At 58.2% G+C, this 14,467-nt stretch carries 15 protein-coding genes, 1 tRNA gene and 1 pseudogene; 11 read left to right on the forward strand and 6 right to left on the reverse strand.

Annotated features, from left to right (window positions below):
* Positions 1–32: 32 nt before the first annotated feature.
* The 5 genes and pseudogenes from lacI to PVE98_RS05710 all read right to left on the reverse strand — a co-directional run bounded on the left by lacI (position 33) and on the right by PVE98_RS05710 (position 4,159).
* Positions 33–1,115 carry a DNA-binding transcriptional repressor LacI gene (gene lacI / locus PVE98_RS05690; protein WP_007851507.1) on the reverse strand — a complete coding sequence of 361 codons (1,083 nt, stop codon included), beginning with the start codon at positions 1,113–1,115 and terminating at the stop codon, positions 33–35.
* A gap of 236 nt (positions 1,116–1,351) precedes the next feature.
* Positions 1,352–1,573 (reverse strand): annotated as a pseudogene (locus PVE98_RS05695) (transposase); the annotation flags it as partial.
* A gap of 143 nt (positions 1,574–1,716) precedes the next feature.
* Positions 1,717–2,916, reverse strand: coding sequence for a phage integrase central domain-containing protein (locus PVE98_RS05700; RefSeq protein WP_007851503.1), 1,200 nt, complete (start codon positions 2,914–2,916; stop codon positions 1,717–1,719).
* 175 nt (positions 2,917–3,091) lie between these two features.
* Positions 3,092–3,166 (reverse strand) — tRNA-Arg (locus PVE98_RS05705).
* Between the two features lie 75 nt (positions 3,167–3,241).
* Positions 3,242–4,159 (reverse strand): formate/nitrite transporter family protein, encoded by a 918-nt coding sequence (locus PVE98_RS05710; protein ID WP_084882585.1) that lies wholly within the window; start codon positions 4,157–4,159, stop codon positions 3,242–3,244.
* A 243-nt stretch (positions 4,160–4,402) separates the two neighbouring features.
* Here PVE98_RS05710 and ccmA point away from each other — a divergent pair, with 243 nt between their 5' ends.
* From ccmA to mlaA, 10 genes are read left to right on the forward strand one after another with little or no spacing between them, the layout of a single operon-like run.
* A complete protein-coding gene (gene ccmA, locus PVE98_RS05715) occupies positions 4,403–5,020 on the forward strand; it encodes a cytochrome c biogenesis heme-transporting ATPase CcmA (RefSeq protein WP_096073541.1) in 618 nt (205 codons plus the stop codon).
* Positions 5,020–5,679, forward strand: coding sequence for a heme exporter protein CcmB (gene ccmB, locus PVE98_RS05720; protein ID WP_096073540.1), 660 nt, complete (start codon positions 5,020–5,022; stop codon positions 5,677–5,679). Before ccmA ends, ccmB begins: the two co-directional genes overlap by 1 nt.
* Positions 5,680–5,735: 56 nt before the next feature.
* On the forward strand, positions 5,736–6,476 hold the full coding sequence (locus tag PVE98_RS05725; protein WP_048784707.1) for a heme ABC transporter permease: 741 nt from the start codon (positions 5,736–5,738) through the stop codon (positions 6,474–6,476).
* Positions 6,473–6,706 (forward strand): heme exporter protein CcmD, encoded by a 234-nt coding sequence (gene ccmD, locus PVE98_RS05730; protein WP_033750637.1) that lies wholly within the window; start codon positions 6,473–6,475, stop codon positions 6,704–6,706. Before PVE98_RS05725 ends, ccmD begins: the two co-directional genes overlap by 4 nt.
* Complete coding sequence (ccmE, locus tag PVE98_RS05735) at positions 6,703–7,188, forward strand: cytochrome c maturation protein CcmE (RefSeq protein ID WP_033750634.1); 486 nt, start codon at positions 6,703–6,705, stop codon at positions 7,186–7,188. Before ccmD ends, ccmE begins: the two co-directional genes overlap by 4 nt.
* The gene (locus tag PVE98_RS05740) at positions 7,185–9,143 is read left to right on the forward strand and encodes a heme lyase CcmF/NrfE family subunit (protein WP_096073539.1); all 1,959 of its coding nucleotides are present in this window, start codon (positions 7,185–7,187) and stop codon (positions 9,141–9,143) included. Before ccmE ends, PVE98_RS05740 begins: the two co-directional genes overlap by 4 nt.
* Positions 9,140–9,694, forward strand: coding sequence for a DsbE family thiol:disulfide interchange protein (locus tag PVE98_RS05745; protein ID WP_033750630.1), 555 nt, complete (start codon positions 9,140–9,142; stop codon positions 9,692–9,694). The genes PVE98_RS05740 and PVE98_RS05745 overlap by 4 nt, the downstream gene beginning before the upstream one ends.
* Complete coding sequence (locus PVE98_RS05750) at positions 9,691–10,149, forward strand: cytochrome c-type biogenesis protein (protein ID WP_033750627.1); 459 nt, start codon at positions 9,691–9,693, stop codon at positions 10,147–10,149. The genes PVE98_RS05745 and PVE98_RS05750 overlap by 4 nt, the downstream gene beginning before the upstream one ends.
* On the forward strand, positions 10,146–11,357 hold the full coding sequence (gene ccmI / locus PVE98_RS05755) for a c-type cytochrome biogenesis protein CcmI (RefSeq protein WP_096073538.1): 1,212 nt from the start codon (positions 10,146–10,148) through the stop codon (positions 11,355–11,357). Before PVE98_RS05750 ends, ccmI begins: the two co-directional genes overlap by 4 nt.
* A 35-nt stretch (positions 11,358–11,392) precedes the next feature.
* Complete coding sequence (mlaA, locus tag PVE98_RS05760) at positions 11,393–12,157, forward strand: phospholipid-binding lipoprotein MlaA (protein ID WP_033750623.1); 765 nt, start codon at positions 11,393–11,395, stop codon at positions 12,155–12,157.
* Between the two features lie 240 nt (positions 12,158–12,397).
* Here mlaA and fadL read toward each other — a convergent pair whose 3' ends face one another.
* On the reverse strand, positions 12,398–13,681 hold the full coding sequence (gene fadL, locus PVE98_RS05765) for a long-chain fatty acid transporter FadL (protein ID WP_033750620.1): 1,284 nt from the start codon (positions 13,679–13,681) through the stop codon (positions 12,398–12,400).
* A 361-nt stretch (positions 13,682–14,042) separates the two neighbouring features.
* On the opposite strand from fadL, the gene PVE98_RS05770 reads away from it, so the two are divergent.
* Positions 14,043–14,339, forward strand: a complete 297-nt coding sequence (locus PVE98_RS05770) for a YfcZ/YiiS family protein (protein ID WP_096073537.1) — start codon at positions 14,043–14,045, stop codon at positions 14,337–14,339.
* Positions 14,340–14,467: the final 128 nt, after the last annotated feature.

A 14,467-nucleotide genomic window follows, 5' to 3' on the forward strand; every position in this document is an offset into this window, starting at 1 on the left:
GAGTGAGCTGACTCACATTAATTGCGTTGCGCTCACTGCCCGCTTTCAAGTCGGGAAACTTGTCGTGCCAGCTGCATTAAGGAATCTGCCAACGTGCGGGGAGAGGTGGTTTGCGTATTGGGCGCCAGGGTGGTTTTTCTTTTCACCAGTGAGACGGGCAACAGCTGATTGCTCTTCACCGCCTGGCCCTGAGAGAGTTTCAGCAAGCGGTCCACGCTGGTTTGCCCCAGCAGGCGAAAATCCTGTTTGATGGTGGTTAACGGCGGGATATAACACGAGCTGTCTTCGGTATCGTCGTATCCCACTACCGAGATATCCGCACCAACGCGCAACCCGGACTCGGTAATGGCGCGCATTGCGCCCAGCGCCATCTGATCGTTGGCAACCAGCATCGCAGTGGGAACGATGCCCTCATTTAGCATTTGCATGGTTTGTTGAAAACCGGACATGGCACTCCAGTCGCCTTCCCGTTCCGCTATCGGATGAATTTGATTGCGAGTGAGATATTTATGCCAGCCCGCCAGACGCAGACGCGCCGAGACAGAACTTAATGGGCCCGCTAACAGCGCGATTTGCTGGTGACCCAATGCGACCAGATGCTCCACGCCCAGTCGCGTACCGTCTTCATGGGAGAAAATAATACTGTTGATGGGAGTCTGGTCAGAGACATCAAGAAATAACGCCGGAACATTAGCGCAGGCAGCTTCCACAGCAATGGCATCCTGGTCATCCAGCGGATAGTTAATGATCAGCCCACTGACGCGTTGCGCGAGAAGATTGTGCACCGCCGCTTTACAGGCTTCGACGCCGCTTCGTTCTACCATCGACACCACCACGCTGGCACCCAGTTGATCGGCGCGAGATTTAATCGCCGCGACAATTTGCGACGGCGCGTGCAGGGCCAGACTGGAGGTAGCAACGCCAATCAGCAACGACTGTTTCCCCGCCAGTTGTTGTGCCACGCGGTTGGGAATGTAGTTCAGCTGCGCCATCGCCGCTTCCACCTTTTCCCGCGTTTTCGCAGAGACGTGGCTGGCCTGGTTCACCACGCGGGAAACGGTCTGATAAGAGACACCGGCATACTCTGCGACATCGTATAGCGTTACTGGTTTCACATTTACCACCCTGAATTGACTCTCTTCGGGTGCTATCATGCCATACCACGAAATGTTTTGCGCCATTCGGAGGGGGCACGCCGAAGTGAGATTCAAAATGCCGACGTCAGTTCACAGGTGGGTAATGATACCAACGTGTTGATTTCGTATTTTCACTGACACCAGGATCATCCTGATGTTACAAGGATTGAATGACTACAGATTAAAATAGTCATCAACAGGTTGACAGCATTACCGGTAACCCGTTTCAGCTCTTTCTGGAGACGGCGGATCTCGGCCTGAGCATCTGACTGTTCTTTATTAGTGGAAGAATCCGGACCGTACTTCTTTATCCATGCATAAAGGCTGTGGGTGGTGATATCGAGACGTGTTGCAACGCTGGAAACAGAATAACCGCGATCAACAACCTGTTTGACTGCTTCAGTTTTAAACTCTTCGGGATAACGCTTACCGCTCATGGGCACCTCTCTTTAAGCCATCTTAAATGACTCTGAGGTGTCTGTTAAACCCGTGGCGATTCATTTTAGGCATAAAAAAAGACCTCAGTTGAGGTCTATTTACATACTGTTGGTGCGAAGGCCGAACTCGAATCGGCTCTTCATTAACTAACTCTGGCAACGTTTCCATCCAATCGCAATCCATCCAAATAGTCCCCATACCACTGCATCATCTCTTTCCTCCCTTCAAGATACTGCGCATGGTTATAGGTCCCGCGAATCGCGTTCTTGTCCACATGCGCGAGCTGGGTCTCAATCCAAGCAGTGTTGAATCCTTCCTCATGCAAGATTGTGCTCATGGTGTGACGAAAACCATGTCCGGTTGCTCTCTTATCGTAACCAATCCTTTTAATAACCATATTGATGCTGGCTTCGCTCATTGGTTTATTAACATCGTTTCGACCTGCAAAGATAAACTGGTAAGTACCGGTCAATTGCTTTAGTTGCCGAAGTGCTGCTAAGGATTGAGCAGAAAGGGGCACTATGTGGGGTCGCCTCATCTTCATTCTACTTTTCGGTATTTCCCAGATATGGTTTTCGAAGTCGATTTCACTCCATTCTGCCATACGTAATTCGACGGTTCGTAAGCCCGTAAGCATGAGTAGTCGGGTCGCCAGAAGCGTTACTAGACTGCCGGTGTATTGTGAAAGCTTTTGTAAAAACTCGGGTAGCTCAGCAGCAGTAAGAAAGGGATAATGTTGTTTCTCGTACCCCTGTAAAGCACTACCAAGATCAGCCGCAGGGTTGTACTCGGCTCGGCCAGTAACAATAGCGTAACGGAACACTTCGCTACAACGTTGGCGCACTTTACTGGCAAGCTCCGGCGCACCTCGCTTTTCCATACGCTGCAATACAGACAGAAGCTCCAGTGGCTTTATCTCATTAACCGGCTGCGATCCAACAAAGGGAAATACATTGTTTTTGAAGGCCCGGTTAACATAGTCAGCGTAGTTTTTTGACCAGCCAGAAACTTTTGCGTTGTACCACTCAACCGCTATCGCTTCAAAAGTATTCGTAACCGATAGTTTTTGGGCAAGTAGTTCGGCTTTTTTAACTTCACCGGGATCTTTATCATTTGCCAATGTTTTTCTCGCTTCATCGCGCTTAGTGCGGGCTTCCGCAAGTGAGATGTCAGGATAGGTTCCGAACGAGAGTTTTTTCTCTTTACCGGCAAATCGATACTTCATTCGCCAGTACTTTGAACCGTTAGTATTGACCATGAGATAGAGCCCTCCGCCATCAGCGAGTTTATAGGCTTTATCTCTGGGCTTTGCAGTCTCGACCTGACGAGCATTCAGTGGCATTTGGGGGCCTCATTTTCCGTTGAACAGGATAAGCCCCCACTTAGGCCCCCAAACGTTTATTGATTCACGTAGATATGGGTAGACTTCAGTTGACGTCGCATAGCCTGAGAAGAGGGGTTATGGCTGATTATAAAAGGTTTTTATTGAATTCGGTAGACATCAGGAGAGTTATATCTGGTGTCCCCTGCAGGAATCGAACCTGCAACTAGCCCTTAGGAGGGGCTCGTTATATCCATTTAACTAAGGGGACCGCGGCGCGCAGTATAGCGCAAACGCGCCGCAAGAATAACCCAACTGCGGCGCGTTTGCTCATTTCCTCAACAGCTTAGCGCTGCTTTTCCTGCTGCTTCGCTTCGCGCTGTTTCGCTTTCGCTTCCTCTTTCGCCGCCTCGCTCATATCGTTACGGATCTGCGCATGGCTGATCAACGCGAAAATCAGCGTGCCGCCGGTGATATTGCCCAGCAGGGTCGGCAGCGCGAACGGCCAGATAAACTCATACCAGCTAATCTGCCCGGTAAAGACCAGATAGAGGATCTCTACCGAACCCACCACGATATGTGCCAGATCGCCGAGCCCGACCAGCCAGGTCATCATCACGATCACAATCAGTTTGGTGGCGCCCGCCTGCGGCATCATCCAGACCATCGTCGCGATAATCCAGCCGGAAATCACCGCGTTGGCGAACATCTCGCCGGGCGTGTTTTCCATCACTTTCTGGCTGATGGCGCTAAAGGCCTGGCGCGTCGCGTCGTCGAAAATCGGCATCTCGGCAAAGGCGAGCGAGGCGAGGGCGGTGCCGATCAGGTTGCCGAGCAGCACCAGACCCCACAGCCGCAGCAGCAGGCCGACATTGCCCAGCGTCGGTTTGTGCATTACCGGCAACACCGCCGTTACCGTATTCTCGGTAAAGAGCTGCTGGCGCGCCATAATGACGATAACGAAGCCGAAGGTGTAGCCCAGGTTTTCCAGCAAAAAGGCGCCGGGCAGGCCGTCAAGATGCACCTGAAAGATCCCCTTCGCCATCAGCGAGGCGCCCATCGACAGTCCAGCCGCAATCGCCGACCAGAGCAGCGCCATCCCGTCGCGCTCTAACTCCTTTTCGCCATCCTGACGAATCTCTTCATGTATCGCCGCCGCACGCGAAGGCAGGGCCTCTTCGTTTACCTCAATTTCCGTTCCTTGCTCTTTCTCTTCGCTGTCGACATCGTTTTCATCCTGGTGACTGGATGGGGAAGGTTTCATGTTTGCTCCTTGTTATAATTGCTGCGCGTAATAAGCGTAGCCTGTTTTGGCAAGGGCGAAATGTAACTATCTTTCAGATGAAGCGTAACAAAATTTTAACGTTGAGCGTTTTTCATCCATATTCGCCTCAGAAGAGGCATAACCATCATGCGAGGCGCGCCGTGCCGCACGCCATGGGCTTCGGCCCACTGCAACCTTGTGCTATCATCCTGGCCACTTTTTACCTGGCGCGACTCCTCCGGCATGCTCGAAGTCATTAATCTCTCTTGCGTTCGCGACGAACGCACGCTGTTCCATGGCCTGTCGTTCGGCGTGGCGGCGGGCGATATCGTACAGATCGAAGGGCCGAACGGCGCCGGTAAAACGTCGCTGCTGCGCCTGCTGGCGGGACTGAGCCGTCCGGAAGAGGGCGAGGTGCGCTGGCAAAGCGAGTCGATACGCCAACAGCGCGAACAATGGCATCAAAGCCTGCTTTTTCTCGGCCATCAGACTGGCGTAAAAGCAGTACTATCGCCGCTGGAAAATCTGCGCTTCTATCATCCGAACCGCGACGCCTCGCAGATATTTGACGCGCTGGAGTGCGTCGATCTGCTGGGCTACGAAGAGGTGCCGGTGGCGCAGCTTTCGGCGGGACAGCAGCGGCGCGTGGCGCTGGCGCGGCTCTGGCTCAGCGACGCCGCGCTGTGGATCCTGGATGAGCCGCTGACGGCGATAGATAAAGAGGGTGTGGAGAAATTAATGAAGCGCTTTACGCAACATGCCGAACAGGGCGGCGCGGTTATTCTCACCACCCACCAGGATCTGCCAAAAAGCGATGCGCGCGTGCGTAAAATACGGCTTACTGGCGCGGAGCTGCTCTGATGTCGCTGCGCATGATTCAGCGCGAGCTGCGCATCGCCTTTCGCAGCGGCGCGGAGGTGGTTAACCCGCTCTGGTTCTTTCTGATCGTGATTACGCTGTTCCCGCTCGGCATCGGGCCGGAACCGCAGCAGCTGGCGCGCATCGCGCCGGGCGTGGCCTGGGTCGCCGCCTTGCTCTCATCGCTGCTGGCGCTGGAGCGCTTGTTCCGCGACGATTTTATCGACGGATCGCTGGAGCAGCTGTTGCTGCTGCCGACGCCGTTGCCGGTTACCGTGCTGGGCAAGGTGATCGCCCACTGGCTGGTCACCGGCCTGCCGCTGATCCTGCTGTCGCCGCTGGCGGCGCTGCTGCTGTCGCTCGATTTTAACAGCTGGCTGGCGATGGCGCTGACGCTGCTGCTCGGCACGCCGACCTTCAGCTTTCTCGGCGCCATCGGCGTCGCGCTGACGGTCGGGCTGCGGCGCGGCGGCGTGCTGCTGAGCCTGCTGGTGCTGCCGCTGGCGGTGCCGGTACTGATTTTCGCCAGCGCGGCGATCGACGCGGCGGGCCAGGGATTGCCGATCGGCGGTTATCTGGCGATCCTCGGCGCGATGCTGGCGGCCAGCGCGACGCTGGCGCCGTTCGCCACCGCTGCCGCGCTGCGTATCGCGCTGCACTGATCCGCACATGCGTCAGACATGTCGGGAATGATTTTTTAACCTGTGAGCAATGCAACATGTGGAAATGGTTACATCAGCTGGGAAGGCCGGAGCGGCTCTATCAGCTCTGCGGGCGTTTAATTCCCTGGTTTGCCGTGGCGGGCGCGGCGACGCTGCTGCTCGGCTGGATCTGGGGCTTTGGTTTCGCGCCGGCCGACTATCAGCAGGGCGATAGTTTCCGCATTATGTACATCCACGTTCCGGCGGCGATGTGGTCGATGGGCGTTTACGCCGCGATGGCGGTCGCCGCGTTTACCGGCCTGGTGTGGCAGATGAAGATGGCCGACCTGGTCTCTACCGCGATGGCGCCGGTCGGCGCAGTCTTCACCTTTATCGCCCTGATCACCGGCTCCGCCTGGGGCAAGCCGATGTGGGGCACCTGGTGGATCTGGGACGCGCGCCTGACCTCGGAGCTGGTGCTGCTCTTCCTCTATATGGGCGTGATAGCGCTCTATCAGTCGTTTGACGACCGCCGCACGGCGGGACGCGCGGCCGGCATTCTTATCCTGGTCGGCGTGGTCAACCTGCCGATCATTCACTTCTCGGTACAGTGGTGGAACACCCTGCATCAGGGCTCGTCGGGCATTCTGCAGCAGGCGATTGCGCCGAGCATGCGCACGCCGCTGCGCTGGGCGATCCTCGGCTATCTGCTGCTGTTCGTTACGCTGACGCTGATGCGCCTGCGTAACCTTATCCTCTACACCGAGCGTCACCGCCCCTGGGTGGCGAACCTCGCCAACGGAGGCCGCAAAGCATGACGCCTGCTTTCTCTTCCCTCTCCGCCTTTTTCGCCATGGGCGGCTACGCCTTTTACGTCTGGCTGGCGGTGATCTGCACCCTTGTTCCGCTTGGCGGGCTGCTGCTGCATACGCTGCTGCAGCGCCGCCGCCTGCTGGCTGAGATCCGCCAGCGTCAGTCCAGGGAGCGCCGTATCCGTTCGGCGAAAATGAAACAAGCCGCCGGTGAAGCGGCAGGAGATCCAATGTGAATACCCGTCGTCGTCAGCGCCTGTACGTTGTTGTGGCGATCCTGGTGGGGCTGGGCCTCGCCACGTCGCTGGTTATGTATGCGCTGCGTTCCAATATTGACCTGTTCTACACGCCGAGCGAAATCCTCTACGGCAAAGGCGAGGATCATCAGAAGCCGGAAGCGGGGCAGCGCCTGCGCGTCGGGGGCATGGTGATGCCGGGCAGCGTGAAGCGCGACCCGAATACGCTGGCCGTCTCCTTTAAGCTTTACGACGCCAACGGCGTGGTCAGCGTCAGCTTCGAAGGCATTCTGCCGGACCTGTTCCGCGAAGGGCAGGGCGTCGTCGCGCAGGGCGTGCTGGAAGAGGGCAACCTGGTCAACGCCAAAGAGGTGCTGGCGAAGCATGACGAGAAGTACACGCCGCCGGAAATCGAGGATGCGATGAAGAAGAATCACAAGAGCCCGCAGGCGCTGGCGGAACAGGCGAGAACCCAGTCATGATGCCAGAAGTTGGAAGTTTTCTGCTCTGCCTGGCGCTGGGCATCGCGCTGCTGTTGAGCGTCTATCCGCTGTGGGGCGCGGTGCGCCAGGATGCGCGTCTGATGGGGCTGGCGCGTCCGCTTGCGAGCGGTCTGTTCCTCTGCATCGCCGGGGCGTTCCTCGTACTGGTGCACGCCTTCGTGGTTAACGACTTTACCGTCGGCTATGTCGCCGCCAACTCCAACACGCTGCTGCCGGTGTATTACCGCATCGCTGCGACCTGGGGCGCGCACGAAGGCTCGCTGCTGCTCTGGGTGCTGCTGCTCAGCAGCTGGACGCTGCTGGTGGCGATTTTCAGCCGCGGCATGCCGCAGGATGCGCTGGCGCGCGTGCTGGCGGTGATGGGCATGATCAATCTCGGCTTCCTGCTGTTTATTATTCTCACCTCGAATCCCTTTACCCGCACGCTGCCGGACTTCCCCATCGACGGGCGCGACCTCAATCCGATGCTGCAGGATATCGGCCTGATCTTCCATCCGCCGCTGCTCTATATGGGCTACGTCGGCTTCTCGGTAGCCTTCGCCTTCGCCATCGCTTCGCTGATGGCGGGTCGGCTGGATACCGCCTGGGCGCGCTGGTCGCGCCCCTGGACCACGGCGGCCTGGGTGTTTCTGACCATCGGCATCGTGCTCGGCTCGGCATGGGCCTATTACGAACTCGGCTGGGGCGGCTGGTGGTTCTGGGATCCGGTCGAGAACGCCTCCTTTATGCCGTGGCTGGCGGGCACCGCGCTGATGCACTCGCTGGCGGTGACGGAAAAGCGCGGCACCTTTAAAGCCTGGACGGTGCTGCTGGCGATCACCGCCTTTTCCCTTAGCCTGCTCGGCACCTTTCTGGTGCGTTCCGGCGTGCTGGTGTCGGTGCACTCCTTCGCCTCGGATCCGGCGCGCGGCATGTTTATCCTCGCCTTCCTGGTGATTGTGATCGGCAGCTCGCTGCTGCTCTACGCCATTAAGGGCGGGCAGGTGCGCAGCCGCGTGCAGAACGAAACCTGGTCGCGCGAATCGTTCCTGCTCGGCAACAACGTGCTGCTGATCGCCGCCATGCTGGTGGTGCTGCTCGGCACGCTGCTGCCGCTGGTGCACAAGCAGCTCGGTCTCGGCAGCATCTCCGTAGGCGAGCCTTTCTTTAACACCATGTTCAGCTGGCTGATGGCGCCGTTCGCGCTGATGCTCGGCATCGGGCCGCTGGTGCGCTGGCGTCGCGACGAGCCGCAGAAGCTGTGGAAGCGTCTGGCGCTGGCGCTGGTGGTGACGCTGGCCAGCGCCATTCTGCTGCCCTGGCTGCTGCAGGATCGCATCGAGGCGATGACGGTAGTGGGACTGCTGATGTCGGTGTGGATCCTGGTGCTGACGCTCATGGAGCTGCACGAGCGCGCCACTCACCGACACTCCTTTTTCCCCGGCCTGCGCCATCTGTCGCGCAGCCACTGGGGCATGGTGCTGGGCCATATCGGCGTCGGCGTCACGGTGATCGGCATCGCCTTCAGCACCCAGTACAGCGTCGAGCGCGACGTGCGCATGAAAGCGGGCGACAGTATTGATATTCACAGTTACCACTTCGTGTTCCGCGACGTGCATAACCTGCAGGGGCCTAACTACAGCGGCGGCGTCGGCATTATCGACGTCAGCCGCAACGGCAAGCCGGAAGCGGTGCTGCACGCGGAAAAACGTTTCTACACCGCGGCGCGCACCATGATGACCGAGGCGGCGATCGACGGCGGCTTCACGCGCGATCTCTACGCCGCGCTGGGCGAAGAGCTGGATAACGGCTCCTGGGCGGTGCGCATCTACTACAAACCCTTTGTGCGCTGGATCTGGTTCGGCGGCGTTTTTATGGCGGTCGGCGGCCTGTTCTGCCTGCTCGATCCGCGCTACCGCTCGCGGAAAAAAGCCGCGCGTGAGGAACGGGCATGAACAAGAAAATTCTCTTTATTCCGCTGATCCTGTTTTTGCTGCTGGCGGCGGCGCTGCTGTGGCAGCTGTCGCGCAACGCCGGCGGCGACGATCCGACCCGGCTGGAGTCGGCGCTGATCGGCAAGCCGGTACCGCTGTTTAAGCTGGAAGCGCTCGATCGGCCCGGCAAGATCTACGACCAGAAAGTCCTCAACGACGGCAAACCGATCCTGCTGAACGTCTGGGCAACCTGGTGCCCGACCTGCCGCGCGGAGCATCAGTATCTCAACCAGCTGGCAGAGCAGGGCATTCGCGTCGTGGGCCTCAACTACAAAGACGATCGCACTAAAGCGGTGACCTGGCTCAATACGCTGGGCAACCCTTATGCGCTTAGCCTTTATGACGGCGACGGCATGCTGGGGCTGGATCTCGGCGTCTACGGCGCGCCGGAAACCTTCCTGATCGACGGCAACGGCATTATCCGCTACCGCCACGCGGGCGATCTCAACGCGCGCGTCTGGCAGCAGGAAGTGCTGCCGCTGTGGCGGAAATACAGCAAGGAGGGCGTATGAAGCGCTTGCTTTTGATGCTCTGCGGCCTGCTGTTTAGCGTCAGCCTGTGGGCGGCGATCGACACTTACCAGTTCGACTCCGTGGCGCAGGAGGAGCAGTACCGCGATCTCACCGCCTCGCTGCGCTGCCCGAAGTGCCAGAACAACAGCATCGCCGATTCGAATGCGATGATCGCGGCGGATATGCGCCTCAAGGTCTATGAGTTGATGAAGCAGGGCCAGAGCCGCCAGCAAATCATCGACTATATGGTGGCGCGCTACGGCAATTTCGTCACCTATGAGCCGCCGGTGACGCCGTCGACGCTGATCCTCTGGGTCGGCCCGGCGCTGTTCGCCGTGCTCGGCGGTCTGGTAATCGTCCTGCGCAGTCGCCAGCGTAAAACGCGCAGCGAGCTGGACGATACCGATCAACAGCGCCTTGCGGCGATACTGAAACGCGACGGGAAGCTGAAATGAGCGCTTTGTGGATAAGCATTATTATTCTGCTGGCGGCCGCCAGCGCCCTGTTTCTCGGCGCAGGCTGGCGTCAGCGCCAGGCGAGCGAGGCCGATCGCGATCGCCTTAATACCGACTTTTATCATCAGCGTCTGCGCGAGCTGGAAGAGGATGAGGCGCAGGGCGTTATCGGCGAGCGCGCCACCATGGTGAGTGAACTGCAGCAGACGCTGCTGACCGATATTCCGCCGCAGCATGCCGCGCCGTCGCGCGCCAGCGGCCGTCTGGTACTGCTGCCCGGCGTGGTAGCGTTGATCGCGGTGTCGCTCGGCTTCTATCTGAAAAGCGGCGGCCTGACGCAGGTCGCCGGCTGGATGCAGGTGCAGCAGGAATATCCGGCGCTGCGCGCGCGGGTGATGGATCCGCAGGCGAAGCCGCTGACCATGGAGGAGCTGGCGCGACTCCAGCTTGGGCTGCGTACCGCGCTGCAGGCGCAGCCTGATAACCTGAACGACTGGACCATGCTGGGTCGTCTCGGCATGGTGCTTAACAATGCCGCCAGCGCCAGCCAGGCGTTCGAGCATGCGCTGCAGCTCGCGCCCAACAACCTCGCCCTGAAACAGGACTATGCTGAAGTACTGACCCGCTCCAGCGATCCGCAGGATAACCGCCAGGCGGGCCTGATGCTGCGAGATATGCTGAAAGAAGATGGCGGCAACCTGCGCACGCTCGGCCTGCTGGCGTTTAACGCCTATGAACAGCAGCAGTATGACCAGGCGATTAGCAGCTGGCAGGCTATGCTGAAACAGATTCCGGCCGACGATCGCCGCCGCGTGATGATCGAGCGCAGCATTGAACAAGCAAAAACCGACGCCGGTCAGCAGAATACGCAGCTGGCGCTGACGGTGACGCTGACGCCGGAGGCAGAAAAAATGTTACCGCCGGGCGGAGTCATGTATATTTCTGTTTCTGACGGTGTTTCACCGGTGCCCGTGGCCGTTAAGCGCTTGCCGCTGAGCCACTTTCCGTTATCGCTTACGCTGGATGACAGCAATGCCATGATGCCTGAGCGCCTGCTTTCGGCGCAGCATCAGGTGCAGGTTCGGGTGCGTATTTCTCGCGACGGCAGCGCCAGTCCCCAATCCGGCGACTGGTTTGGTCTGAGCGCGGTGACGCCCTGGGATGGTCATCAGCACATGGCTGTGGAGATTAATCAACAGCAGCCCTGAAGCGATACTTCATTAAACCGCACAGGGAGATAACAATGGCTTACCGCCTGACCAGCCTGGTTTTGGCCAGCGTCATTCTGGCTGGATGCGCCAGCTCAAAGCCGGACAGCGAGGCGCCTGCGCAGCGCAGCGATCCGCTTGAAGGCTTTAACCGCACGATGTTCAACTTTAACTACAACGTGCTGGATCCTTACGTGCTGCGTCCTGTCGCGGTGGCGTGGCGCGACTACGTGCCGGTGCCGGCGCGTACGGGCTTAAGCAATTTCCTCGGCAACCTGGAAGAGCCGGCCAGCATGGTGAACTCGATTCTGGTCGGCGAGCCGCGCCAGGCGGGGATTCACTTTACCCGTTTCTTCCTGAACTCGATTCTGGGTCTGGGCGGTTTTATCGATGTGGCGGGCAAGGCGAACCCGGAGCTGGCGCGTGAAGTGCCGCACCGTTTCGGCAGCACGCTCGGCCACTACGGCGTCGGCTACGGTCCCTACGTAGAGCTGCCGGCCTACGGCAGTTTCACCATCCGCGAAGATGGCGGCGACTACGTCGATACGCTCTATCCGGTGCTGGGCTGGCTGACCTGGCCGATGTCTATCGCTAAGTGGACGCTGGAAGGGGTGGAGACGCGCGCGCAGCTGCTAGACTCGGATGCGCTGCTGAAGCAGCAGTCGGATCCCTACGCCTTTATTCGCAACGCCTATTTCCAGCGTCACGATTTTCTGGCGAACGGCGGTCGTCTGAAGCCGGAAGAGAACCCGAACGCCAGCGCGATTCAGGACGATCTGAAAGATATCGACGCGCAGTAACGGCGGTAAAAATAGCCATGGCGACCCAGGGGTCGCCATTTTTTTCAGCTAAGGTGCCTACGCGCGTGGCATGGGCCGATCGCAAAGACGCAAAAAGCGGCATCCCTGCCAGCTCGGCCCGCGCCATCCCTGGCGCGGGACGCTTTGCTCTTCTGCCCATGCCACGCGCGTTTTACGATTAGTGCATACCATTAAAAATAGCGACCCAGGGGTCGCTATTTTTATATCCTAACCTCAGCATCAGAACTTGTAGTTAAAGTTCGCGCCGTACAGCCAGGCTTTGCCCACCGAGTTAAAGGTATATGGGCCTTCTTCCACCGTGACGTGCTGGCCGTGCATATAAGAGACGCCCACATCGACCGAAGCGTCGTCATTAAAGGCGTACGAAGCGCCGGCGCTCAGCCAGAGACGATCCTGATCGGGAATAGAGATAGAGCGCTTGTCCGCCGGAACCGGGCTGTCATCAAAGGCGATGCCGGTACGGAAAGTCCAGTTCTGATCGTAATAGTAGGTGGTGCCCAGCGCGATACGGTAGGCATCCTTGAAGCTCTCATCTTTATAGAACAGGGTCTGGCCGTTGGAGCCGGTCGCCTTAAGCTCCTGGAACTGGCTCCAGCTGGTGTAGGCCAGGCTATAGTGCACTGCCCACTGCGGCGCCACTTTATGCCAGCCGGACACTTCCCACATCTCCGGCAGGTTTAGCGTCAGCGCGCCCGGAATGGTGGAACCGCCGGTAGCGTAAGGAAGACCTAAATTGGCTGCCTGATTGATGCGGTTAATCGAAGAGGGCAGGCTGCTCTTGTAGTCGCCGTCGAAATCGACTTTTACTTCCGAGCGATAACTCAGACCAAAGCGGTTATTTTTATCCACCTCATACAGGATACCCGCGTTCCAGCCGTAGCCCCACTCGTCGCCCTTCAGATGAGCCACCTGAGTATCGGCGGGAATGCCGAGCGCCGCGCCTGCTTCGCCCGCGTAGCGCTCAATCTTGGCGCGCGCGTAAACCGCGTCGAAGCCGACGCCGAAGCTAAAGTGCTCGTTAAGACGATAGGCGGTGCTGAGATTAAGGTTGCCGGTCATCAGATCGGTCTTGCCGCCGTAGCCGCCAGCGGTATAGCCGTCGTTGAATTCCGTTGCCAGACCATAGTTTGAGGTTGCGGACGCGCCAATCCACCACTGATCGTTAATCGGCTGCACATAGTGAATATTAGGCACCCACTGCGTTGGCGCGATATTGCTGGCGTCGAGGCTGCGGCCAGTCGGGCTGTTGCCGGTAATATCGACATCGGGATCGATAAAGACCGCGCCGACAGAAAACATCGGACGATCCATCAGCGCCATAGTCGCCGGGTTGCGGCTGGCCGAGGCGGCGGTATCGCCCATCGCGCCTTCGCCGGAATAGGCGCGGCCCAGACCGGCAGAGGAGAATTCGTTAAGCTGAAAGCCCGCTGCGTATACGTGTGAAGAGACAAGCGCCACTGCAGCCGCCACGGCTGACTTTGCGAACAGGTTTTTATGGCTCATGACCACAACCTCATGTGAATTATTATTAAACTGTAATTGTTACATCGCGTAACAAGGGTCGGCGGATTGTAGGGACTGACCAGAAGCTGACAAATCAGACCAGTGCGGCAAGTATAGGTCTGACCTGTGTAGATGTTGCAATATTGTTTTTAAAATATTTCTGAATTGATCTGCAAAATTTCGATCCGCTTAACAAAAAGAGCGGAGCAGAGAGCAGCATAGCGACTCTAATTTGTTTTGGATCAAATTTTATTGTGATATTCGTCACTTAGCGAGTCTGACATAGCGCATTTCAAACCGGAGGCGTAAAATTTCGGGCGTTAATCCAGATCGCTAACAGATTTATCCCCAGGAGAACACAATGACCAATACCATGAATAAATGCAGCGCCAATGAAACCGCTGCCTGCTGTTGCGTGGATGTCGGCACCGTGATGGATAACAGTGACTGCACCGCCAGCTGGTCAGAGTGGTTCGCGCAGCGCAGCGAGGCGGAAGCGAAACTGGCGAGCCTGACGGAAAAAGCGCGGCAGATAGAGTCAGATCCTTGCCAGATCGAGGCCCGCTTCGATGAGCGCGACAACGGCGTGCAGCTGGATATCGATTTCACCTTCGCCTGCCAGGCGGAAACCCTGATTTTTCAGCTGGGCCTGCGCTAAGCCTCTGAACGCCGTTGCTTAACGGCGTTTTTCATTTTCGTGTTTCCCCTCGCACTTTTTTTCTTTCCTGATTGGCGGCGCGCCCGCTTGTCGTTAACACTGTGGATCAGGTCAGACCTCTCAGGGCA

Source organism: Pantoea sp. GABEPS69 (assembly GCF_045780835.1).
In the GTDB taxonomy this organism is placed as follows: domain Bacteria; phylum Pseudomonadota; class Gammaproteobacteria; order Enterobacterales; family Enterobacteriaceae; genus Pantoea; species Pantoea septica.